The sequence below is a fragment of the Methylorubrum podarium genome (assembly GCF_040270385.1).
Taxonomy (GTDB): domain Bacteria; phylum Pseudomonadota; class Alphaproteobacteria; order Rhizobiales; family Beijerinckiaceae; genus Methylobacterium; species Methylobacterium podarium.
This window is the reverse complement of sequence record NZ_JBELQE010000126.1, coordinates 18,470-39,342: the sequence shown is the minus strand read 5'-3', so window position 1 is coordinate 39,342 and position 20,873 is coordinate 18,470. Positions and strand designations below refer to the sequence as shown.

17 protein-coding genes are annotated in these 20,873 nt (G+C 70.6%); 11 read left to right on the top strand and 6 right to left on the bottom strand.

Features of this window, described 5'->3' with window-relative positions:
- The first annotated feature begins 100 nt into the window (after window positions 1-100).
- The 5 genes from secD to ABS772_RS24145 all read left to right on the top strand — a co-directional run bounded on the left by secD (window position 101) and on the right by ABS772_RS24145 (window position 5,998).
- Entirely contained in the window at window positions 101-1,702 is a 1,602-nt protein-coding gene (gene secD, locus ABS772_RS24165; protein ID WP_238256271.1) for a protein translocase subunit SecD, read from the top strand.
- A gap of 106 nt (window positions 1,703-1,808) precedes the next feature.
- Entirely contained in the window at window positions 1,809-2,753 is a 945-nt protein-coding gene (gene secF, locus ABS772_RS24160) for a protein translocase subunit SecF (RefSeq protein WP_238256270.1), read from the top strand.
- Between the two features lie 101 nt (window positions 2,754-2,854).
- Complete coding sequence (locus tag ABS772_RS24155) at window positions 2,855-3,253, top strand: Mth938-like domain-containing protein (protein WP_238256269.1); 399 nt, start codon at window positions 2,855-2,857, stop codon at window positions 3,251-3,253.
- A 29-nt stretch (window positions 3,254-3,282) separates the two neighbouring features.
- Window positions 3,283-4,179, top strand: a complete 897-nt coding sequence (locus ABS772_RS24150; protein ID WP_238256268.1) for a phytoene/squalene synthase family protein — start codon at window positions 3,283-3,285, stop codon at window positions 4,177-4,179.
- A gap of 148 nt (window positions 4,180-4,327) precedes the next feature.
- Window positions 4,328-5,998 carry a methyl-accepting chemotaxis protein gene (locus tag ABS772_RS24145; protein WP_350397226.1) on the top strand — a complete coding sequence of 557 codons (1,671 nt, stop codon included), beginning with the start codon at window positions 4,328-4,330 and terminating at the stop codon, window positions 5,996-5,998.
- Window positions 5,999-6,085: 87 nt separating this feature from the next.
- Here ABS772_RS24145 and ABS772_RS24140 read toward each other — a convergent pair whose 3' ends face one another.
- On the bottom strand, window positions 6,086-7,009 hold the full coding sequence (locus ABS772_RS24140; protein WP_350397225.1) for a manganese catalase family protein: 924 nt from the start codon (window positions 7,007-7,009) through the stop codon (window positions 6,086-6,088).
- Between the two features lie 279 nt (window positions 7,010-7,288).
- On the opposite strand from ABS772_RS24140, the gene ABS772_RS24135 reads away from it, so the two are divergent.
- Window positions 7,289-9,028 carry an L-lactate permease gene (locus ABS772_RS24135; protein ID WP_350397223.1) on the top strand — a complete coding sequence of 580 codons (1,740 nt, stop codon included), beginning with the start codon at window positions 7,289-7,291 and terminating at the stop codon, window positions 9,026-9,028.
- An 81-nt stretch (window positions 9,029-9,109) separates the two neighbouring features.
- Here ABS772_RS24135 and ABS772_RS24130 read toward each other — a convergent pair whose 3' ends face one another.
- Complete coding sequence (locus ABS772_RS24130; protein ID WP_238255782.1) at window positions 9,110-9,559, bottom strand: DUF983 domain-containing protein; 450 nt, start codon at window positions 9,557-9,559, stop codon at window positions 9,110-9,112.
- A 182-nt stretch (window positions 9,560-9,741) separates the two neighbouring features.
- Between ABS772_RS24130 and ABS772_RS24125 the strand changes: the two genes are divergently transcribed.
- The gene (locus tag ABS772_RS24125) at window positions 9,742-10,296 is read left to right on the top strand and encodes a GNAT family N-acetyltransferase (RefSeq protein ID WP_350397222.1); all 555 of its coding nucleotides are present in this window, start codon (window positions 9,742-9,744) and stop codon (window positions 10,294-10,296) included.
- Between the two features lie 132 nt (window positions 10,297-10,428).
- A complete protein-coding gene (locus ABS772_RS24120) occupies window positions 10,429-11,160 on the top strand; it encodes a response regulator transcription factor (protein WP_350397221.1) in 732 nt (243 codons plus the stop codon).
- A gap of 116 nt (window positions 11,161-11,276) precedes the next feature.
- Here ABS772_RS24120 and ABS772_RS24115 read toward each other — a convergent pair whose 3' ends face one another.
- Entirely contained in the window at window positions 11,277-12,167 is an 891-nt protein-coding gene (locus ABS772_RS24115) for a DMT family transporter (protein ID WP_350397220.1), read from the bottom strand.
- A gap of 121 nt (window positions 12,168-12,288) precedes the next feature.
- Here ABS772_RS24115 and ABS772_RS24110 point away from each other — a divergent pair, with 121 nt between their 5' ends.
- Entirely contained in the window at window positions 12,289-13,716 is a 1,428-nt protein-coding gene (locus ABS772_RS24110; protein ID WP_350397219.1) for an aminotransferase-like domain-containing protein, read from the top strand.
- 126 nt (window positions 13,717-13,842) lie between these two features.
- Here the strand turns inward: ABS772_RS24110 and ABS772_RS24105 are convergent, their stop codons facing one another.
- Both ABS772_RS24105 and ABS772_RS24100 read right to left on the bottom strand, forming a co-directional pair.
- Window positions 13,843-16,251, bottom strand: a complete 2,409-nt coding sequence (locus ABS772_RS24105) for a hybrid sensor histidine kinase/response regulator (RefSeq protein WP_350397218.1) — start codon at window positions 16,249-16,251, stop codon at window positions 13,843-13,845.
- 79 nt (window positions 16,252-16,330) lie between these two features.
- Window positions 16,331-17,692 (bottom strand): pentapeptide repeat-containing protein, encoded by a 1,362-nt coding sequence (locus ABS772_RS24100; protein WP_350397217.1) that lies wholly within the window; start codon window positions 17,690-17,692, stop codon window positions 16,331-16,333.
- A 207-nt stretch (window positions 17,693-17,899) separates the two neighbouring features.
- Between ABS772_RS24100 and ABS772_RS24095 the strand changes: the two genes are divergently transcribed.
- Window positions 17,900-18,274 (top strand): response regulator, encoded by a 375-nt coding sequence (locus tag ABS772_RS24095; protein ID WP_238254810.1) that lies wholly within the window; start codon window positions 17,900-17,902, stop codon window positions 18,272-18,274.
- 86 nt (window positions 18,275-18,360) lie between these two features.
- Window positions 18,361-20,313 carry an AI-2E family transporter gene (locus tag ABS772_RS24090; RefSeq protein ID WP_350397216.1) on the top strand — a complete coding sequence of 651 codons (1,953 nt, stop codon included), beginning with the start codon at window positions 18,361-18,363 and terminating at the stop codon, window positions 20,311-20,313.
- Window positions 20,314-20,339: 26 nt separating this feature from the next.
- Here ABS772_RS24090 and ABS772_RS24085 read toward each other — a convergent pair whose 3' ends face one another.
- A complete protein-coding gene (locus tag ABS772_RS24085; protein ID WP_350397215.1) occupies window positions 20,340-20,786 on the bottom strand; it encodes a DMT family transporter in 447 nt (148 codons plus the stop codon).
- Between the last annotated feature and the right edge of the window lie 87 nt (window positions 20,787-20,873).

The following is a 20,873-nucleotide window of genomic DNA, read 5'->3' as shown; positions in this document are numbered from 1 at the left end:
GTGAGCGACCGGGAGTTTCGCGAGGCCTTCCGAGGCGCCACACGCGTGTGCCGGCCGTGAACGGCCGGCACCCATGACAAAAAAAGTCGGAACCGGGCGGATGCTGCGCTTCTCGAGAACCAAGATCGTCGCGACGCTCGCCGTCATCCTGATCGGCCTGAGCCTGGCCGTCCCGAGCTTCATCCCGGCCGACAGCCGCAAGGCCTTCATGGCCTCGCTGCCGTCGTGGTTCCCGAGCTGGATCATCCCGCAACGGGCGATCGTGCTCGGCCTCGACCTCCAGGGCGGCTCGCAGATCCTGCTGGAGATCGACCAGCCCGACCTCGTCCGCTCGATGGTCACGGGCCTGCGCGACGACGTGCGCCGCATCCTGCGCGAGGCCTCCGTCTCGCCCGAGGGCGGCATCCGCGTGATCAACCGCGGCGTGGAGCTGCGCATCCCCGACGCGGCGGCCCGCGCCAAGGTGATGCCGAAGCTGCGCGAGCTCGCCCAGCCGATCAACAACCCGCTGGCCGCCGGCGGCCAGACCCTGACGGTCAACGAGTCCGAGAACGGCACGATCCAGCTCGTCCTCACCGATGCCGGCGTCAACGACCGCACCCGCCGCGCCGTGAGCCAGGCGATCGAGGTCGTGCGCAAGCGCATCGATTTCGGCGGCACCAAGGAGCCGTCGATCCAGCAGCAGGGTTCGGACCGCATCCTCGTCCAGGTGCCGGGCCTGCAGAACCCGCAGGAGCTGGAGGACCAGCTCGGCAAGACCGCCAAGCTCGAATTCCGCATGATCGCCGATTCGCCCTCGGGCGACGTCGATCTGCTGACCTCGAAGGACGAGGGCGGCGCCAAGGTGCCGGTGGAGCGGCGCGTCATGGCCGACGGCAGCGACCTCACCGACGCCCAGCCCGCCTTCGACCCGCAGACCCACGAGCCGATGGTGAGCTTCAAGTTCAACCTGCGCGGCGCCCAGCGCTTCGGTCAGGCGACCTCGGAGAATGTCGGCCGGCGCATGGCGATCGTGCTCGACGGCGTGGTGCAGTCGGCCCCCGTGATCCGCTCGGCGATCACCGGCGGCTCGGGCCAGATCACCGGCAACTTCACCGTCAAGGACGCCAACGACCTCTCGATCCTGCTGCGGGCGGGCGCGCTGCCGGCCAAGCTCACCGTCGTCGAGCGCCGCGTGGTCGGCCCCGGCCTCGGCCGCGACTCGATCGAGGCCGGCAAGATGGCGACGCTGGTGGCCGCCGGCCTCGTCATCGCCTTCATGTTCGCGACCTACGGCACCTTCGGCTTCATCGCCAACATCGCGCTGATCGTCCATGTCGGCCTGATCCTCGGCCTGATGTCGGTGCTGGAGGCGACGATGACGCTGCCCGGCATCGCCGGCATCGTGCTCACCATCGGCACCGCGGTCGACTCGAACGTGCTGATCTACGAGCGCATGCGCGAGGAGGCGCGCTCCGGCCGTTCCCTGGTCTCGGCGCTCCAGGCCGGCTTCGATCGGGCGTTCGCCACCATCATCGATTCGAACTCGACCATGGCGATCGCCGCCCTGCTCCTATTCTTCATGGGCTCGGGCCCGGTGAAGGGCTTCGCCGTGGTGTTCATCCTCGGCATCCTCACCACGGTCATCACCGCCGTGACGCTGACGCGCATGATGATCGCGGTGTGGTACAACTGGTTCCGGCCGAAGGCCCTGCCGTTCTGACGAACCCCGTTCGGGGATGACGCGCGGCCCGTCTGACGCGGGCCGCGAGACCGCTTCGCAAGGCTCAAGGCCCCGTGCGCCGCGCCTTCATGATCCGAGACCGACCATGCGCCTGCTCCGCCTCTGGCCCGACGAATCGCATTTCGACTTCATGCGGTTCCGGCGCGTCACCTTCCCGCTCTCGGCGGTGATGTCGGTCGTGACCCTGGTGCTGTTCCTCACGGTCGGGCTCAATTTCGGCATCGACTTCAAGGGCGGCACCCTGGTCGAGCTGCAGGCCAAGGCCGGCCACACGGCGGACGTCGCCGAGATCCGCCACACCGCCAACGGCTTCGGCTTCGGCGAGACCGAGGTGCAGGAGCTCGGCGGCCAGGGGCAGGTGCTGGTGCGCTTCCCGCTCCAGCCCGGCGAGCAGGGCCAGACCGCGGTGATGCAGAAGGCGCACGCCGCCTTCGACGCGGGCTACGATTTCCGCCGCACCGAGACGGTGGGCCCGCGCGTCTCGGGCGAGCTGGTGCAGTCCGGCACGGTCGGCGTCGTGCTCTCGGTGCTCGCCGTGCTGCTCTACCTGTGGTTCCGATTCGAGCGCGAGCTGGCGCTCGGCGCCATCGTCGGCACCCTGCACGACATCGTGCTCACGGTCGGCGTGTTCATCATCACCCGCATCGAGTTCAACATGACCTCGATCGCCGCGATCCTGACAATCGTCGGCTACTCGCTCAACGAGACGGTGGTGGTGTTCGACCGCACCCGCGAACTGATGCGCCGCTACAAGACGATTCCGGTGGTCGAGCTCCTGAACCTCTCGATAAACTCCACCATGTCGCGCACGGTGATGACCTCGCTCTCCACCACCCTGTCGCTCGTGGCGCTGGTGCTGTTCGGCGGCGAGGCGATCAAGGGATTTGCCGTGGTGATGCTCTGCGGCGTGGTGATCTGCACCTACTCGGCGATCTTCGTCTCGACGCCGGCGCTGATCTATATCGGCCTGCGCCTGTCGGGCTCGAAGGCGTCGCATCGCGAGGCCGGCGTGCCTCAGGCGGCCGAGTAAGTGTCTCCCGCCGAACGCCCGCGGCCCCGTCGCAGCCGAGGGGAAGCGGCCGGCGACCGGGCGTCCGACATCGTCCGGTACGGGATGACGGGAGGCGCGGCGTGAGCGAGGGACGGGTACCGGGTCAGATCCACGACGGCTTCCTGCCCGGCCGCCACGGCATCGACGCCTACGGCAATGGCGGCTTCCGCTTCGGGCAGATGTCCCATCGCGGCTCGATCCTGCTGCTGCCCTCGGGCATCCGCGCCTGGGACGTGAGCGCCCCGTCCGCCATCGACGGGCCGAGCCTCGCGCCGGTGATCGCCGAGGCCGAGGGGATCGAACTGCTCCTGATCGGCACCGGCGCCGACATCGTGTTCCTGCCCGACGCGTTGCGCCAGCGCCTGAAGGCCGCGGGCATCGGCGTCGATGCCATGCAGACGGGGGCGGCGGCGCGCACCTACAACATCCTGATGGCCGAGAACCGCAAGGTCGCGGCCGCGCTGATCGCCGTCACCTGAGTTCCAGAACGCCGCATGAGCCCCGCTCCATGACGCGCCCCGAGACCCGAACCGAGACGAGCCCGGAGGCCGGCAACGGCGGCCTCGCCTTCGCCTTCCGGCACTGCGAGGAGCTGGTGCGCGAGGGCGACCCGGACCGCTACTTCGCCGCCCTGTTCGCGCCCGCCGCCTTCCGCCCGCACCTCTTCGCGCTCGCCGCCTTCAGCCTGACCATCGCCCGCGTCCGCGAGGCGGCCTCGAACCCGATGGCCGGCGAGATCCGCCTGCAATGGTGGCGCGACGCGCTCCAGGGCGAGGCGCGGGGCGACGTGCGCGCCAACCCCGTCGCCGCGGCGCTCGAGGACGCGATCGTCGTGCGCCGCCTCGGACGCCAGCCCTTCGTCGACCTGATCGATGCCCGGGTCTTCGACCTCTACGACGACCCGATGCCGCGGGTGAACGACCTGGAGGGCTATTGCGGCGAGACCGCCTCGTCGCTGATCCGCCTCTCCGGCCTCGTGCTCGCCGAGGGGGCCGAGCCCGGCGGCGCGGCGGCGGCCGGCCATGCGGGCGTCGCCTACGGCATCACCGGCCTGCTGCGGTCGCTGCCCTGGCACGCGCGCCAGGGACAGGTCTACCTGCCGGGCGACCTGCTGCGCCAGAACGGCGTCACCCGCGAGGACATCGTCTCGGGCCGCGGCGGACCGGGCCTCGTGCGCAGCTGCGCCGAGCTGCGGGCGCTGGCGCGCCGCCATCTCGCTGCCTGCGAGGCGGCCCGCGCCACCATCGCCCCCGCCGCCCGGCCGGCCTTCCTGCCGACGGCTTTGGTGGAGCCCTATCTCGCGGCGATGGAGCGCCCCGGCTACGATCCGCTCAACAGCGTGATCGAGATCGCCCGCTGGCGCCGCCTGTGGCGGCTGTGGCGGGCGGCGCGCATGGGGCGGTGACGTCCCCTCCATTTGCTTCTTCATTGCGCCGTCCCCCCCTCCCTGCAATAGGCCAGGGGGACGGCGCATTCTTGACAAATGATAATCTTTTTACGACATCTTTACGTTCGTTAGTCCAATATCGCGCTGGACGGCTACGGGGCCAGCGATGAGTTTGAAGATCAAAGGCACATTGTTCACCTTGATCGGCGGACTATCGATTGCAATCGTCGTCCAAGGCGTCGTCGCGACATCGCAGTTGCGGACCGTCAGGGACAGGGCGAGCGAACTGTCCGAAAACTGGATGCCGAGTGTGCGCGAACTCGGCGAATTGAAATACAGGATCACGCGTCTGCGTCTCGTGGATGCGCGCTTCGTCACGGCGGTCGAACCTGTCGCGGAGCTGGACAGGATCTCGGAGCAGCGCCTTGCCGAAGCCGCCCGGACGGCTGATCGCTACGCGTCGCTGATTGCGAGCGATGAAGAGCGAAACCTCTGGGATGCGTATCGCCGGTCCTGGTCCGACTATCTCGGTGTGCGGACCCAGCTCAAAGCCGCCGCCTACGACAACGACCACAAGCGGATGAGGGAGCTTTTCGCCGCCTCGCGCGCCTCCTTCGATGCCGCCCTGAAGCAGCTCGATGAGGACACCGCGCTCAACATCAAGGGTGGGGACCAGTCCAAGGCTGACGCAGAGAGCGCCTACGGACATGCGATCCGGATGACGGTTGTGCTCTGCTGTGTCGCCCTCGCGATCGCCCTGGCCGGCTTGGCCTTCGTCATTCTCGGATTGACGCGCCCGCTCGATCGCTTGATCGGCCGGATGCGGCGGCTGGCGGAGGGTGACGCGGAGACGGATGTTCCCCACCTCGATCGGACCAACGAGATCGGTGCCATCGCCGGTGCGGTCGAGGCCTCGCGGGTCAATCTGATCCGGACCCGCCGCCTGGAAGAGGAAACCGAGCAGGCCCGCGCCTCGGCCGCGGAGCAGCGCAAGGCCGGCATGCGCCAGATGGCGGACGGGTTCGAAGCGGCAGTGGGCAGCATCGTCGGGATGGTGTCCTCGTCCGCCACCGAGCTTCGCGCCACCGCCGAGCAACTCACATCCACCGCCGCTCAGACGGCGTCCCGCTCGGTCTCCGTCGCGGCCTCCGCCGAGGAAGCATCCTCGACCGTCGGAGCGGCGGCCGCCGCAGCCGAGGAGCTGGGCGCCTCGGTTCGCGAGATCGGGCGCCAAGTGCAGGGCTCGGCCGAACTGGCTCAGATGGCGGTCGCCGAGGCCGACAAGACGGCGGGTCTCGTTCAGACGCTGAAGCTCACCTCCGCCAAGATCGGCGACATGGTCGGGCTCATCTCCAACATCGCCTCGCAGACGAATCTGCTGGCGCTCAACGCGACGATCGAGGCGGCGCGTGCGGGCGAGGCGGGCCGGGGCTTTGCCGTGGTGGCGACGGAGGTGAAGGAACTCGCCGGCCAGACGGCGCGCGCCACGGACGAGATCGCCGGGCAGATCGGGGCAATCCAGGGCGCGACCGATCAGGCGGTCATCGCCATCGGCGGCATCACCAACCGCATCCGCGACATTGACAGCACGGCCGCCAGCATCGCGGCGGCGGTCGAGCAGCAGAGTGCGGCGACGCAGGAGATCGTGCGCAACGTGGCCCAGGCCGCGAGCGGCACGAACGAGGTCACCTCCAGCGTCACCGGTGTGGCGCAGGCTTCCGAGGAAACCGGGAACGCGGCCGGCCATCTGCTGTCGGCAGCGTCCGAACTGTCGCAGCAGTCGGAGCACCTCAATACGGAGGTCTCCCGTTTCCTTCAGACCGTGCGCGCCGCCTGAGGCCGCGCGAGAAACCGCACGACCTCAGGCGAATGCTGTCGTGCGGCCGCCTGGATCGACGCACGATCGGACCGGCCGAGGGTCGCCTCAGCGCGCCTTCTTCGTCAGCTTCTGCGCGATCTCGAACATCTCCTCCGGCGCGTAGTCGGGCGCGAAGGCCGAGGGGATGCCGGTGAGCTGGTGGATCTTGCCGCCGTCGGGCATGCCCTCGACGACCTCCAGTTCACCCGGCGGATCGCCCGGCAGCGCGTGCTCGCCGCTGTTCCAGATCCCGGCGATGTCCCGGTAATCGTTCGGGCTCCAGGTGTAGAGCCGGCGGTGCGAGCCCTCCTGCAGGTACTTCTGGCACTCGGGGATCTTGTCGAGGTTGATGTTCGGCGTCGGCAGGAACTTGTCGAGATCGACGCCGGTGATCTGCTTGAGCGCCAGCGCGTAGGCGTGGGCGTGGACCGAGCCGCGCACCAGCAGGTAGCCGCAGACCTCGCGCCCCGTCGGGTCGGACAGGGTCTCGTAGACGCGCAGCTTGTGCAGGCGCGCGCCGCATTCGAGGTGGAAGTTGTGCAGGAGATCGACGACGACGTTGCCCGTCGAGGTGATGAAGTCGTTGTTCCAGGACGCGCCGTTGCTGTTGATCGGCGCCGCGCCGCCGCCGTTCGAGAGGAAGGCCGCGGCGAGACGGATATCCTTCATGTCCTCGAAGGGCGCGCCCGAGATGTCGCCCCCGTCCGTCTCGTCGCCGTCGTTGTCGGGCCCGTTGTTGAGCATGGCCACGCCGTTGCTCACGAGCTCGACATGGCCGAGTTCCTCCGCCGTGATGCTGGAAACCAGGCTGTAGAACGGCTTGAGCTTGTCCTTGCTGCGGAAGTTGAAGCTCTGGAACATATAGTTCCCGAGCGTGGACATCTCGCCGTATTTGCCGCCGAGCAGTTCCTGCAGCGCTGCGGCCGCGTTCGGATCCCTGCGTTTCGGGGCGGGAAGCTCGGCCTGTAACTTGTCGACGCGCATGAACATGGGAGGAAGTCCCTCTCGCTGCGTTCGGGAATCGCCCGGGGGCGTCCAGCGGGAACCGGACTCTCCCGGCACAGTTCCGCACGCCCCCCGAACAATCGCTCACCCCGCGCAAAAAAGGTCCGCCGCCCGCGGTGCCAAAAAAGCGTCACCCGGCAAACATCGCTCGGGACACGGATTGAATACATGATCGCGTCCGTTGAGCAGGCTTGGCGGCTCTGCTAGCACCCTTTGCCAGGAGATCCCGGCGGAAGATCGGGATCTGGGAGGAGGGCAGAGCCCGTGACACCCTGGAATCAGGTCTACGATCCATTCGGGAGCCAGTGGCTCTCGACCTTCGTCGCGTCGCTACCGGTCATCGCCCTGCTCGGCATGATCGCGAGCGGTAAGATCAAGGTCCACATCGCCGCGGTTCTCGCCCTCCTCGTCGCCTTTCTGGTGGCGGTGGTCGCGTTCGGCATGCCGACGGATCTCGCCGTCCGCGCCACGATCCTCGGCATGGTCACGGGCATGTTCCCGATCGGCTGGATCATCCTCAACGTCATCTTCCTCTACCGCCTGACGGTGGAGAAGGGCTGGTTCGCCATCCTGCAGCAATCGGTGGCCGGCATCACCGAGGACCGGCGCATCCAGCTCCTGCTGGTGGCCTTCGCCTTCGGCGCCTTCTTCGAGGGCGCGGGCGGCTTCGGCACGCCGGTGGCCGTCACCGGCGCCATCCTGATCGGCCTCGGCTTCTCGCCGCTGGCGGCGTCCGGCCTCTCGCTCATCGCCAACACCGCCCCCGTGGCCTACGGCGCGCTCGGCGCGCCCGTCCAGGGCCTCGCCTCGGTGACGGGCTACGACCCCTACGTGCTCGGCGCGATGATCGGCCGGCAGCTGCCGTTCTTCTCGGTGATCGTGCCGTTCTGGCTGATCTGGGTGTTCGCGGGCTTCCGCGGCATGATGGCGATCTGGCCGCCGATCGCGGTCTGCGGCATCTCGTTCGCCGCGGCGCAGTTCCTGATCTCGAACTACATCAACCCCTGGATCGTCGATATCGGCGCCTCGCTGGTCTCGATGGCGGCGCTGGTCGCCTTCCTGAAGGTCTGGCGTCCGGCCCAGGTCTGGACCTCGCCGGCCCTGCGCGGCCACGACCCGTCGATCGGCTACGGCGAGCCGCGTCCGGCCTCCCTCGGCGCGGGCGTCCCCGGCGACCTGCCGAAGGTCCAGCTCGGCGGCCGCACCGCCTCCTCGCAGGAGATCCTGATGGCCTGGGTGCCGTGGATCATCCTCTCGATCATCGTCGCGATCTGGGGCACCGGCTGGTTCAAGGGCATCGTGAACCCGATCTTCTCGTGGAAATACGAGGTGCCGGGTCTGCACAACATGATCATGAAGGTGCCGCCCGTGGAGGCGGCGCCGAAGGCCGAGGCCGCGATCTTCAACTTCACCTACATGTCCTACACCGGCACGGGCGTGCTCTTCGCCGCGATCATCTCCGGCCTGATCATGCGCTTCTCGCCGGTGCGTCTCGTCACCGCCTATTTCGAGACGATCTGGGTGCTGCGCTACTCGCTCATCACCATCGCGGCGATGCTCGCCCTCGGCGTGCTCACCCGCTACGCCGGCGTCGACGCCACGCTGGGCCTGGCCTTCGCCGGCACGGGCATTCTCTACCCGTTCTTCGGCACCCTGCTCGGCTGGCTCGGCGTCGCGCTGACGGGGTCGGACACCGCCTCCAACGTGCTGTTCGGCGGCCTGCAGCGGATCACCTCCGAGCAGCTCGGCCTGTCGGGCATCCTAATGGCCTCGGCGAACTCGTCGGGCGGCGTGATGGGCAAGATGATCGACGCCCAGTCGATCGTCGTGGCCTCGACCGCCACCGGCTATTTCGGCCAGGAGAGCAAGATCCTGCGCTTCGTGTTCTGGCACTCGATCGTACTGGCCTGCCTCGTCGGCGGCCTCGTGATGCTCCAGGCCTACGTCTACCCGTTCACCGAGATGGTGATCCACCCGCCGGCGACCGTCGCGCCCGCGCACTGACGCCCGGCGCCCGCAACCCGGCGCCCGACCCGTGACAGGAGCCCGCCCCGTGCCGAACGGGGCGGGCTCTTGCTTTTGCGCTCAGCGCGGGCCGGGACCGTCCGGCCCGGTCGCCTCGGCCGGCCGTGCCGCGGGACGGGCGAGCCGTCCCTCCTCGGCCCGGTGCACGTACTGGCTCGCCACCAGCCAGCCCTTGAAGAAGCGCAAGGGCAGGGTGCAGGTGAGCAGCACCACGGGCAGCGTCAGGACGAAGTGGAGCCAGATCGGCGGATCGTAGGTCAGCTCCAGCCACAGGCCGAAGGCCACCGCGGGGATCGCCGTGGTCATCATCACGAAGAAGGCCGGGCCGTCGGCCGGGTCGGCGAAGGAGAAGTCGAGCCCGCAGGCATCGCAGCGGGGGGCGATCTCCAGAAAACCCTTGAACAGGTGGCCGCGGCCGCAGCGCGGGCAGGCGCTGCGCGCGGCGACGCTCAGCGGCGCCTGGGGTTCGAAGCGGGTGTCACCCCGGATCTCGTCACGGCTATCGGTCATCGGGGTCTCCTGGCAGGGCAACCGGTGCCCGCCGCGTTGGTTCGCGCACCGGCCCGCAGGTCTCCCATGCCGGGCCGAGGGATTTTTTTCGAGCCGAGAATTTCTCGGAATGTGATGGATGAGGCGGGCGGCCTCGTTCGTTTACCCACTCTTCCGCGCGTCAAAGGCGTCAAAGCCCCGCCATGCTCTTCCGCCGCGCCCGCCGCGACAGCCTGACCGACCTGCCCGGCTTCGAGACCGCGCGGCTGTCGATCGCGCCGCTCGCGCACCGGGACGCGCCGGCCCTGCGCGATCTGACCGACGATCCCGCGATCCTCGGCGCCGTCGATTTCCTCGCCGACCCCTTCACCCTCGAGGATGCCGAGGCGCTGATCGGCTCCGCCCGGCACGGGCGCGACCGCTTCCTCGGCGCCTGGAGCCGCGACGGCGAGGCCGGCGGGACCGGTCGAGAGAGCGCCGCGCTCGTCGGCGTCGTCGGCGCGCATCTGCGGGGCGAGGGGGCGGTCGAGATCGGCTACTGGGTCGGGGGCGCCGCCCGCGGCCGCGGCTTCGGGGCCGAGGCCGTCTCGGCGACCATCGATTGCCTGCGCCGCCGCTTCCCGCGCCGCGTCGTCGTGGCCGAGTGCCGGCCCGGCAACGTCGCCTCCTGGGGCCTGCTGCACAAGCTCGGCTTCCGCGAGACCGGCTCGGAGGGGCATCGTCCGGGCCGGCGCCAGCTCGTTCTCGAAGGGGCGTGAGCGGGTCGGGCCGCGCCGTCCGTAGGGTCCCGGCGCGCGGTAGACGAAAGACGGACAGCGGCGCCGCCCGAAATGCCGTAAAACGGTCCGCGAAAGGGGCCGCATGCCGGGGAGCGCGGCCCGCCGGAAGGCATGATCGCGATGACGGCTCACCCAGCATCGGACTTCGACGGCGCCTCCGGGGCCGCGGCACCGCTCGAAGCCGCGAACGCCCTGCGCCTCCTCGTCGTCGACGACCATCCGCTCTTCCGCGAGGCGCTGGCGAGCGCCATCGCCCTGGCCTTTCCGAAGGCGGAGTTGCACGAGGCCGACGGCATCCGCGCGGCCTGCGAGATCCTGGCCCGCGACCCCGCCATCGACCTGACCCTGCTCGACCTCTCGATGCAGGGCGTGACCGGCTTCGAGGGGCTCACCACGATCCGGGCGCGCTTTCCCCGCGTGCCGATCCTGATCGTCTCCGGCGTCACCGAGCCGCGCGTGATGCAGGAGGCCCTGCGCCACGGCGCGGCGGGCTTCGTGCCGAAGGCCGTCGACAAGGCGACCCTGACGCGGGCGATCTCCGAGGTGCTCGGCGGCGCCCTGTTCATGCCGGCCGACCTCGCTGCGAGCCCGACCCCGGCGCGGGGCGGCGACAAGGCGCCGATCGCCGAGCGGATCGCCCGCCTGACCCCGCAGCAGATGCGGGTGCTCGGCATGATCCGCCAGGGCAAGCTCAACAAGCAGATCGCCTACGAGCTGCAGGTCGGCGACTCGACGGTGAAGGCGCATGTCTCCGAGATCCTGCGCAAGCTCGAAGTCATCAGCCGCACGCAGATCGTGATCGAGACCGCCTATCTCGACTTCGAGCAGGCGGGCGGCTTCTGAACGGAACCGCCTCTGCCAAATCCGATCGATCCCCTCGGGATGGCGGATTTGGGCGTCGCTCACGCGCCGCGCGGGCCCGCTGACACGGTGTCCGCTCTGATCAGGCGGACACCGCCTCATGCGAAGCGTTTCGCGGCGAGGACGCACAGCACCACCCCGGCGGCGACCGCGACCATCGTGCCCTCGACCGGCTCGTGCAGCACGAGGCCGGCGAGCGCCAGGCCGAAGAAAGGCTGGAGCAGTTGCAGCTGCCCGACCCCGGCGATGCCGCCGAGCGCCAGCCCGCGATACCAGAACACGAAGCCGACCAGCATGCTGAAGACCGAGACGTAGCCGAGCCCGGCCCAGGCCGGCAGGCCGATCCCGCGCCACGTCTCGGGCAGCGTCGCCAGCGCCAGCACGGCCATGGCGGGGGAGGCGAGCAGGAGCGCCCAGGAGATGACCTGCCAGCCGCCGAGCCGGCGCGAGAGGTGGGCGCCCTCGGCATAGCCGAGGCCGCACAGCAGGATCGCGCCCAGCATCAGCCCGTCGCCCGTCGGGTCGGCGCCCTCGCTCCGCACCAGGGCGAAGCCCGCGACGAGCAGGCTGCCCGCGCCCGAGAACAGCCAGAAGGCGGGTTTCGGCCTGTCCGCCGCGCGCAGCAGCAGGCCGAACAGGACGGTGGCGAGCGGCAGCAGGCCGATGAAGACGATGGAGCGGGCCGACGTGATGTGCCGCAGCGCCAGCGCCGTGAGCAGGGGAAAGCCGATCACCACGCCGAGCGCTACCACGGCGAGCGGCCCGAGATCGCCGCGCGCCGGCCGCTTCTGACGCAGCAGCCCCAGCAGGGCCGCCCCGAGCCCGGCGGCGATCACGGCGCGCGAGGCGGTGAGGAAGAGCGGCGTGAAGCCGCCGACCGCCACCCGCGTCGCCGGCAGCGACCCGCTGAAGATGAGCACGCCGAGGAGGCCGTGGCCCCAGCCTTCCCAGGTCGTCCGGACCTGGTCGTTCGTGTTTCGTCGCGGCATCGTTCGCCTCTCAAGCCCGCGCGAGACTAGCCAGCAGGCCGCAGCCGCGACAGAAACGGTGCCGTACGGTTTTCTCCGAACTGTATGGGTTTCAGGATCAGTACGCATGGGCGATCGTGCCATGACGGACAAAGCGGGCGGGCGCACCGGAACGGTGATGGCGGCGATCCGCCAAAAGCTGGCCGCGCGGGTGCTGACTCCGGGCGAGAAGCTGCCCTCGATCCGCCGCTTCGCCGCGACCATGGGCGTCTCGCCCTCGACCGTGGTCGAAGCCTACGACCGGCTGGCGGCGGAGGGGCTGATCCAGGCCCGGCCGGGCTCCGGCTTCACCGTCTCGGGCGCGGTCTCGCCGCTGGCGCTCACGGAGGCGGAGCCGCGGCGCGACCGGGCGATCGATCCGCTCTGGGTCTCGCGCCAGTCGCTCGATTCCGGACCGGACATGTTCAAGCTGGGCTGCGGCTGGCTTCCGGCCGAGTGGATGCCGAACGGGGCGATCCGCCGGGCCGTGCGCGGCCTCGGCCGCGCCGGGGACGCGGTGCTCACCGAGTACGGCGCCGCCCGCGGCGCGCCGGCCCTGCGCCGTCACCTTGTGCGCCGGATGGCGGGGGAGGGGATCGAGCTAAGTGCGGATCAGGTGCTGCTCGCGGCCTCGGGCACGCAGGCGATCGACCTGATCGGCCGCTTCCTGCTGCGGCCCGGTGACACGGTGCTGGTGGACGATCCCTGCTACTTCAACTTCCAGGCCCTGCTGCGCGTGCACGCGGTGCGGATCGTCGGCGTGCCCTACACGCCGACCGGGCCCGACCTCGCGGCCTTCGCCGCGGCGCTCGCCGAGCATCGTCCGCGCCTCTACGTCACCAATTCCGCGCTCCACAACCCGACCGGCGCGACGCTCTCGCCCCAGACCGCCCACCGGCTCCTGACGCTCGCGGCGGCGCACGACCTCACCATCGTCGAGGACGACATCTTCGCCGACCTGGAGCCCGAGCCCTCGACCCGGCTCGCCGCCCTCGACGGCCTGACCCGCGTGATCCGCATCGGCAGTTTTTCCAAGACGCTCTCCGCCTCGATCCGCTGCGGCTTCATCGCCGCTCGCGCCGACTGGATCGAGGCCCTGGTCGATCTCCAGGTGGCGACGAGCTTCGGCGGCCCGAGCCCGATCGCCGCCGAGCTGATCGCCGGCACGCTCGCCGACGGCAGCTACCGCAAGCATCTGGACGCCTTGCGCCGCCGCCTGTCGCGGGCGCGCCGGGAGGCCGCCGCCCGGCTCGGATCGCTCGGCGTCGTCCCCTGGATCGTGCCGCGCGGCGGCTTCACCCTCTGGTGCCGCCTGCCCGACGGGCACGACGCGGCGTCACTCGCCCGCGCCGGCTTGGCGGAAGGTCTGGTGCTGGCCCCCGGCAACGTCTTCAGCGTCGCGCAGACGGCGGGCGGCTTCATGCGCTTCAACGTGGCGCAGATGACGGACCCGCGGGTCTACGAGGCGCTGGCGCGGGCGATGGCGGGAGCGCGGGATGGGGCCGATCTCCCGACCGCTGCCTCCCCCTGATACCGTTTCCGATTGATCACCGTTGGCCTCGCCCCCTCTCCTCCCCACAAGGGGGAGGGGACAGCCCTGACCGAAGCGATCGACAGGAACCGTACAAGGCAGCGGGTCGGCAGAAACGGGCGAACCCTACGGCGGCAGCTTGTCGATCAGCCCCTGGAGCTGGCCCGGCAGCGGCGTGCCGTCCTGGCGGGCGTAGAGGTCGCGCAACTGCCGGCCGATCTCGGACAGGCTCATCGAGCCCTTCATGATCAGCCGGTCGGCCTGGGCGCCCAGGCTCTCCTTCTCCTCCGTCGTGATCTCCTTGGCGGTGAGCACCACCACGGGGATGCTGTCCCCGTCCGGGCGCCCGCGCAGGGCCCGCAGGAAGGCGAAGCCGTCCATCACCGGCATCATCAGGTCGAGCAGGATCAGGCTCGGGCGTTCCGCGTCGAGGCTCTCCAGGGCGGCGGCGCCGTTCTCGGCCTCGCGCACCTGCCAGCCGTCGCGCTGGAGCGTGCGGCGCACCCGCTCGCGGGCATCGCCATCGTCATCGACCACGAGCACGCTGCCCTCGCGGTCCACCGGGCGGTAGCGCTCCATCGCGTCCTTGAGCGCGCCCCAGTCGATCGGCTTGACCATGTAGTCGGTGGCGCCGAGCACGTGGGCGAGGCTGAACTCGTTGACCACGCTGGTGATGATGACCGGCGTCTCGGCGATCTCGGGATCGGTGCGGATCGCGTGCAGCACCGCCCAGCCGTCCATGCGCGGCATCTCGATGTCGAGGAGGATCGCCCGCGGCTTCAGGGCGCGGGCCAACGTCAGCCCGGCCCGGCCGTCGTTCGCGGTGCGCACGCGAAACCCCTCGCGTTCGAGGAAGCGCTGGAGCAGGTCGCGGGCGGCCGGGTCGTCGTCGACGAGCAGCACCACGTCGTGCAGGTGCGCTTCGCCCTCGGTGATCTCGTGGACGCGGGCGGCCACGCTCTCCGCCTGGACCTCCTCCTCGTGGGCGTCGATCTCCGCCGGCAGGCGGATGGTGAAGGTCGCGCCCGCGCCGAAGGTGCTCTCCACGCCGATCGTGCCGCCCATGCGCTCGACGAAGGCGCGGGTGATGGCGAGCCCGAGGCCGGTGCCGCCGAACTGCCGCGTGGTGGATTCGTCGGCCTGGGAGAAGCGCTCGAACAGCCGGCCGATCTGTTCCTCGGTCAGGCCGATGCCGGTGTCGGAGACGGCAAAGCGGATCCAGTCGGCCCCGTCCTCCCGGAAACGCCGCACGGAGAGGACGATCTCCCCGTCCTCCGAGAACTTGGCCGCGTTGCCGATCAGGTTGATCAGCGACTGGCGCAGCTTCAGCTGGTCCTGATGCATCGCGCCGAGGCCGATCGCCGGATCGCCCTCGATGTCGAGGCGGAAGTGGTTGCGCTTCTTCGTGATGAGCGACTGCGTCGCGGCGGTGACGTCCTCGATCAGCGTCGCCACGTCGAAGGTTTCCGCCGCCAGCGTCAGCCGCCCGGCCTCGATCTTGGAAATATCGAGCACGTCGTTGATGAGGCCGAGCAGGTGGCGGGCGGAGGCCTCGATCTTGCGCAGGTCCGGCAGCAGCTCGGCCTGGCCCAGATCCTCCAACTCCTCGCCGAGCATCTCGGAATAGCCGATCACCGCCGAGAGCGGGGTGCGAAGCTCGTGGCTCATGTTGGCCAGGAACTGGCTCTTGGCGAGGTTCGCCGCCTCCGCCGCGGCGCGGGCCTGCTCGATCGCGGCCTCGGCCTCCTTCCGGGCGGTGATGTCGATGTTGAGCCCGACCCATTCGCGGATCGTGCCGTCGGCGGCCAGCACCGGCACGCCGCGCACCTCCATGTCGCGCCAGACCCCGTCGTGGCGGCGCAGGCGGTACTCGACCTCGTAGGTCTTCACCGCCTCGACGCATTCGGCCCAGACCTCGGCGGCCCGCGCCCGGTCCTCGGGATGGACCGCATCGACCCAGCCCCAGCCCTGGTAGGCCTCGTCGCTTTGGCCGGTATAGGCGGCCCAGCGCGGCTGGGGCGGCATCAGCTCGCCCTCGGCCGTGGTGTTCCAGATCACGGCGGCGGAGGCGTCCACCAGCGCCCGGAAGCGCTGCTCGGAATGGCCGAGCGCGTCCTGGGCGAGGCGCGTCTCGGTGACGTCGGTGTTGGTGCCGTACCAGCGCACGATGGCGCCGTCCGGGTTGCGCACCGGCTCGGCGAGCGACAGGAACCAGCGGTAGCGGCCGTCCCGCCCACGGAGGGGGAAGGTGTCGTGCCACGACTCGCCGGCCGCGATGCAGGCGGAGAAGCGCGCGGCGGCGCGGTCGAGGTGATCGGGATGGTGCAGCTTGCGCCAGCCGTGGTCGGCCATCTCGGCGGGCGTCGTGCCGGTGTAGTCGTACCAGCGGCGATTGTACCAGACGATGTTGCCGTCGGCCTCGGCGATCCAGGCGAGCTGCGGCAGCGCGTCGGCGAGGTTGCGGAAATCGGCCATGGTCGGCCCCGTGGCCGGCACCTTCCCGTCCTGTACGGTCACGGTGATGTCTCCCGTCATGACGTTGCCGTCCCGGCATCCTCGCGAAAGCTGTGGCCGGCTTTCGCGCGGATGCGAAATCAAAAGTCGGATCCGCCGCTCAACGCCGCAGCCGGTTGCCGAGGACGAAGCCGAACAGGCCCATCAGCACGATCCCCGCCGCGCCCTGGAACCCGACCAGCAGGTTGGTGACGCGGCCCAGCGGCTTCACGCCGATCTCCGGCGGGTTGGCGGTCATCATGTTGAGCGCGCTGTAGCTGACGAGGTCGAGGGGGTTGTAGGTCGGGGTGTTCGCGCCCTCGTGGAACAGGCCGCCGGTCGCCCCGTAGGCCGCGGCGAAGAGCAGGATGCCGACGAGGAAGGCGCGGGCGATCCGCGACAGGCTCTCGCCGTAATCGCACAGCCACTCGACGAAGCGGTCGGCGACCCAGCGGTAGCCGTGGCTCAGGGTTCCCCGCAGATCGCGGGTGGAAAAGGCCTCGCGGGCGCGCACGCCGGCGTGGCGGCGGCCCATGCGGCGCCCGCGCTTGTAGGCCCAGCTCGCGCCCTCGTGGCTGCCGATGCTCTGGAGGTTGCGCTCGAGCGCGAGATAGCTCGCCTGGGCCGCCTCGTACTCGCCCGCTTCCTCCTCGCCGACCATACCGCCGATCTGCTCGACGGAGAGCCGCACACCCTCCAGCCACGCCCCGGCGAAGCGCGCGTGGCGCAGCTTGCACGCCGTGAGGTCGAGCCGCACGAGGCTGGTGCGCGAGAAGTCGGCCCCCGACAGGTCGGCCCCGTCGAGCCGCGCCCCGGAGAAGTTGGCGCCCCGCAGCCGCGAGCCGACGAGCCGCGCCTTCTTCAGGCTCGCATCCTCGAAATCCGCGCCGGTCAGGTTGCAGTCGGAGAGGTTGGCCTCGTCGAGCCGGGCCTTCCGGAACACGGAATCGTCGGCATCCGCGCCGGTGAAGTCGGTGCCCCACAGGTCGGCGCCCTCGAAGCGGGCGCCGTCGAGCAAAGCCTTGTCGAGCCGGGCGAAGCGCATGGTCGCGCCGGAGAAGTCGGCATCCTCGATCATCGCCTCGCGGAAGGAGGCCTGCCCGCCGGCGATCCCGGTGAAGCGCGCGCCGCTGAGGTCGGCGCCGGAAAAGTCCGCCTCCTCCACGCAGGCGCCCGCGAAGCCGGCGGAGCGGGCGAGCACCCCGGCGAGCGAGGCCCGCCGCAGGTTGGCGCCGGACAGGTCGGTCTCCTCCAGGCGGGCGTCGGCGAGGTCGGCCCCCGCCAGGTCGAGCCCGCCCGTCTCCTTCGCCCACCAGCGCGGTGGCGCCTGCGGGTCGATGTGCGGCGTCAGGGCCGCGCGCCCGAGGCCGAGCCCGGCGAGGTCGTCGCGGCCGCCGATCGAGAACGGCGCCGCGCGCGCCGAGAGCTGCGCGAGCAGCGCCGCGATGCGCGGGTCACCGTCCTCCGCCCCGCCATCCCGCACCGCGTCAGCCCCGCATGATCCGCCCGTCTGACCCCTTAACCGTGCGGAGCCGAGCGAGACAAGGCGACGAACATGCAACGGAGACGGCAAGGGTTACGGCAAGGGTTACGGCAAGGAACACGGATTGCGCGGCCCCATGAGACCGCAACGCCTTCCCGCGCGTTAGGTCGCGGACGGCGCGTGCAGCGCGAGTGAGGGGTTTCGGGCGTGTCGGGAAAAATCCTGCTGGTGGAAGACCACGAGGAGATCTGGGACTTTCTCTCCCGCCGGCTCAAGCGCCGCGGCTACGAGGTGGTGCTCGCCCATGACGGCGAGGCGGGCGTGCAGCAGGCCCGCGCCGCCCAGCCCGACGTGATCCTGCTCGACATGAACCTGCCGATCCTCGACGGCTGGTCGACCGCCCGCGCCCTGAAGGCCGCGACCGATACCCGCGCCATCCCGATCATCGCGCTCACCGCCCACGCCATGTCGGGCGACCGCGACAAGGCGATCCAGGCGGGCTGCGACGACTACCACCCCAAGCCGATCGATTTTCCGAAACTGCTCACCCAGATCGGCACGGCGATCGGGGCGGCGGAGTGAGCGGATCGATCCTCCCATCCTCAGGATGAAGGGGGCGGGTGGGATCGACTGCATCTCTCGACGCATGACGCCATCATGAGGACGCCATGACCACCGATCCGGTCACCCAGCGGCTCCTGCGGCAGGCGCTGCCGGTGGTCACCACGCTCGCCTCGCTGCTGCTGGTGGTGACGCTCGCCGGCGCGCTCTATTTCGGCCGCGACATCCTCGTGCCGGTGTCGCTCGCGATCCTGTTGAGCTTCGTCCTGGTGCCCGCCGTGCGCTGGCTGCGGCGCCTGCGGGTGCCGCGGGCGGCCGCCGTGCTGCTCGTGGTGCTGCTCGCCTTCGGGACGCTCGGCGCGGTGGGCAGCCTGATCGCCCGGGAGGCGGCGCAGCTCGCCGCCGACCTGCCGCGCTACTCGCTGACGCTCCGCGACAAGATCACGGCCCTGCGCGCGGCCACCGCCGAGCGGGGCGGCCTGTCGGACACCTTCTCCGGCTTCTTCGACATGGCGGAGGAAGTCGGCAAGGAGCTGCAGCCGCCCGCCAAGTCCGAGTCCGAGACGGGCGCGGCGCTGGGCACGGCGGAGCGGCCGATGCAGGTCGAGATCCACGCGCCGCGCTCCGGCCTGCTGACGACGCTCGGCAGCGTGGCGGGCGGCGTGCTGCACCCGCTGGCGACGCTCGGCCTCATCCTGCTGTTCACGATCTTCATCCTGCTCCAGCGCGAGGATCTGCGGAACCGCGCGATCCGGCTCGCGGGATCGAGCGACCTGCGCCGGACGACCGCGGCGATCGACGACGCCACGAGCCGGCTCAGCCGGTTCTTCATCGCGCAGCTCATCCTCAACGTCGCCTTCGGCCTCGTGATCGGCGCCGGCCTGTGGTTCATCGGCGTGCCGAGCCCGATCCTGTTCGGCGTCATCGCCGGCATCGCCCGGTTCGTGCCCTATGTCGGCGCGGTGATCTCGGCGGTGCTGCCGCTCGCCATCGCGGTGGCGGTCGATCCCGGCTGGTCGATGGCGATCCAGGTCGCGATCCTGTTCGTCGTGGTCGAGCCCATCGCCGGCCACGTGGTCGAGCCGCTGCTCTACGGGCACTCGACCGGCATCTCGCCGGTGGCGGTGATCCTGGCGGCGACGATCTGGACCTTTCTGTGGGGGCCGATCGGCCTGCTGCTCGCCACCCCGCTCACCGTCTGCCTCGTGGTGCTGGGGCGCCATGTCGAGCGATTGTGGTTCCTCGACGTGATCCTCGGCGACCGCCCGGCGCTCGGGCCGCAGGAGATCTTCTACCAGCGCATGCTCGCGGGCGACCCGGCCGAGGCGATCGACCAGGGCCGGCTGTTCCTCAAGGAGCGGGCGCTCGTCACCTACTACGACGAGGTCGTGCTGCCGGGCCTGCGCATGGCCCAGGAGGATGCGGCCCGCGGCATGCTCGACCGGGAGCGGCAGGGCGAGGTCGGCGCCGGCTTTCGCGCCGTGGCCGAGGCGCTGGGGCAGACGCGCCCGGGCCTCCTCAAGCGCTCGCGCAAGCCCCGCGGCGCCGAGGCCGAGGCCGCCTTCGCGGCGGTGGGGCCGGACCGGCGCACGGCCGGCATCGTGCTCAGCCCCGAAGACCTGGCCCCGGCCTGGCGCGGTGCGGCGCCGGTCCTGTGCGTGCCGAGCGGCGGCGCCTTCGACGAGGCGGCGACGCTGATGCTCGCCCAGACGCTCTCCCGCCACGGCCTGGGCGCGCGGGTGGCGGCGGCCGACGGGCTGCGGGACGGCCTGCCCGAGGGCGAGCGCCCGGCGATGATCTGCTTCTCCTATCTCGACCCGATCAGCCTGTCGCAGATCCGCCTCACCATCCGCCGCGCCCGCAAGGCCGCGCCGGGGGTGACGATCCTCGTCGGCTTCTGGCGCGAGCGCGACCCGGCCTCCCTCGGGCGCCTGCGGCGGGCGATCTCGGCCGACCTGCTCGTGACCTCGCTGAGCGAGGCCCTCGACGCGGCCTTGGAGCGGGCCAGGGCCGGGACCCCGTCCGCGACCCCGCCCCGGCTCCGGCAGGCGGCGGAGTAGGGCTCAGGCCGTCGGCGCGGTCCGGTTCAGAACAGGGCGACCAGGGCGACGCCCACGATCATGAGCCCTCCGCCGACGAGGCGCGCGAGGCTCGCGGGATGGGTGGCGAAGCCTTCGAGCCCGAAATGGTCGAGGGTGATCGAGGTGACGACGCCCGCGGTCACGAGGAGGCCGAGGAAGGTCGCCGCCCCGATCCGCTGCGCGACGAAGAGCTGGGCCAGGATCACGCCGGCGCCGAGCACGCCGCCGCCCCAGGCCCACCAGGGCGTACCGCCCGCCTGCTGAAGGCTCGGCAGCTGCAGCCGCCCGGTGGCGAGGCCGATGACGAGCATGGTGGCGGTGCCGACCAGCATCGACACGAGCCCCGCCGCGAAGGGCTGCCCGCCGAAGGATTTGGCGAGCTGCGTGCTCTGTCCGGGCTGCACCGCCGTGGCGATGCCCGCGAGCAGGGCGATTCCGTAGAGGAAGATCATCGATTTCCGGATCCCTGCGGGGCGATGGTGCCTGTTTCGAAGGCGCGTCATACGGCTTCCGGCTGATTGGTTCGGGTTTGACCCCCT

What these genes read in the sequence shown, in the direction of transcription:
- ABS772_RS24110 (WP_350397219.1), top strand. Translation starts at nt 12,289, where the DNA reads ATGACGGACAAAGCGGGCGGGCGCACCGGAACGGTGATGGCGGCGATC.
- ABS772_RS24085 (WP_350397215.1), bottom strand. Translation starts at nt 20,786, where the DNA reads ATGATCTTCCTCTACGGAATCGCCCTGCTCGCGGGCATCGCCACGGCG.
- secD (WP_238256271.1), top strand. Translation starts at nt 101, where the DNA reads ATGCTGCGCTTCTCGAGAACCAAGATCGTCGCGACGCTCGCCGTCATC.
- ABS772_RS24120 (WP_350397221.1), top strand. Translation starts at nt 10,429, where the DNA reads ATGATCGCGATGACGGCTCACCCAGCATCGGACTTCGACGGCGCCTCC.
- ABS772_RS24145 (WP_350397226.1), top strand. Translation starts at nt 4,328, where the DNA reads ATGAGTTTGAAGATCAAAGGCACATTGTTCACCTTGATCGGCGGACTA.
- ABS772_RS24115 (WP_350397220.1), bottom strand. Translation starts at nt 12,167, where the DNA reads ATGCCGCGACGAAACACGAACGACCAGGTCCGGACGACCTGGGAAGGC.
- ABS772_RS24150 (WP_238256268.1), top strand. Translation starts at nt 3,283, where the DNA reads ATGACGCGCCCCGAGACCCGAACCGAGACGAGCCCGGAGGCCGGCAAC.
- ABS772_RS24130 (WP_238255782.1), bottom strand. Translation starts at nt 9,559, where the DNA reads ATGACCGATAGCCGTGACGAGATCCGGGGTGACACCCGCTTCGAACCC.
- ABS772_RS24125 (WP_350397222.1), top strand. Translation starts at nt 9,742, where the DNA reads ATGCTCTTCCGCCGCGCCCGCCGCGACAGCCTGACCGACCTGCCCGGC.
- ABS772_RS24105 (WP_350397218.1), bottom strand. Translation starts at nt 16,251, where the DNA reads ATGACGGGAGACATCACCGTGACCGTACAGGACGGGAAGGTGCCGGCC.
- secF (WP_238256270.1), top strand. Translation starts at nt 1,809, where the DNA reads ATGCGCCTGCTCCGCCTCTGGCCCGACGAATCGCATTTCGACTTCATG.
- ABS772_RS24090 (WP_350397216.1), top strand. Translation starts at nt 18,361, where the DNA reads ATGACCACCGATCCGGTCACCCAGCGGCTCCTGCGGCAGGCGCTGCCG.
- ABS772_RS24140 (WP_350397225.1), bottom strand. Translation starts at nt 7,009, where the DNA reads ATGTTCATGCGCGTCGACAAGTTACAGGCCGAGCTTCCCGCCCCGAAA.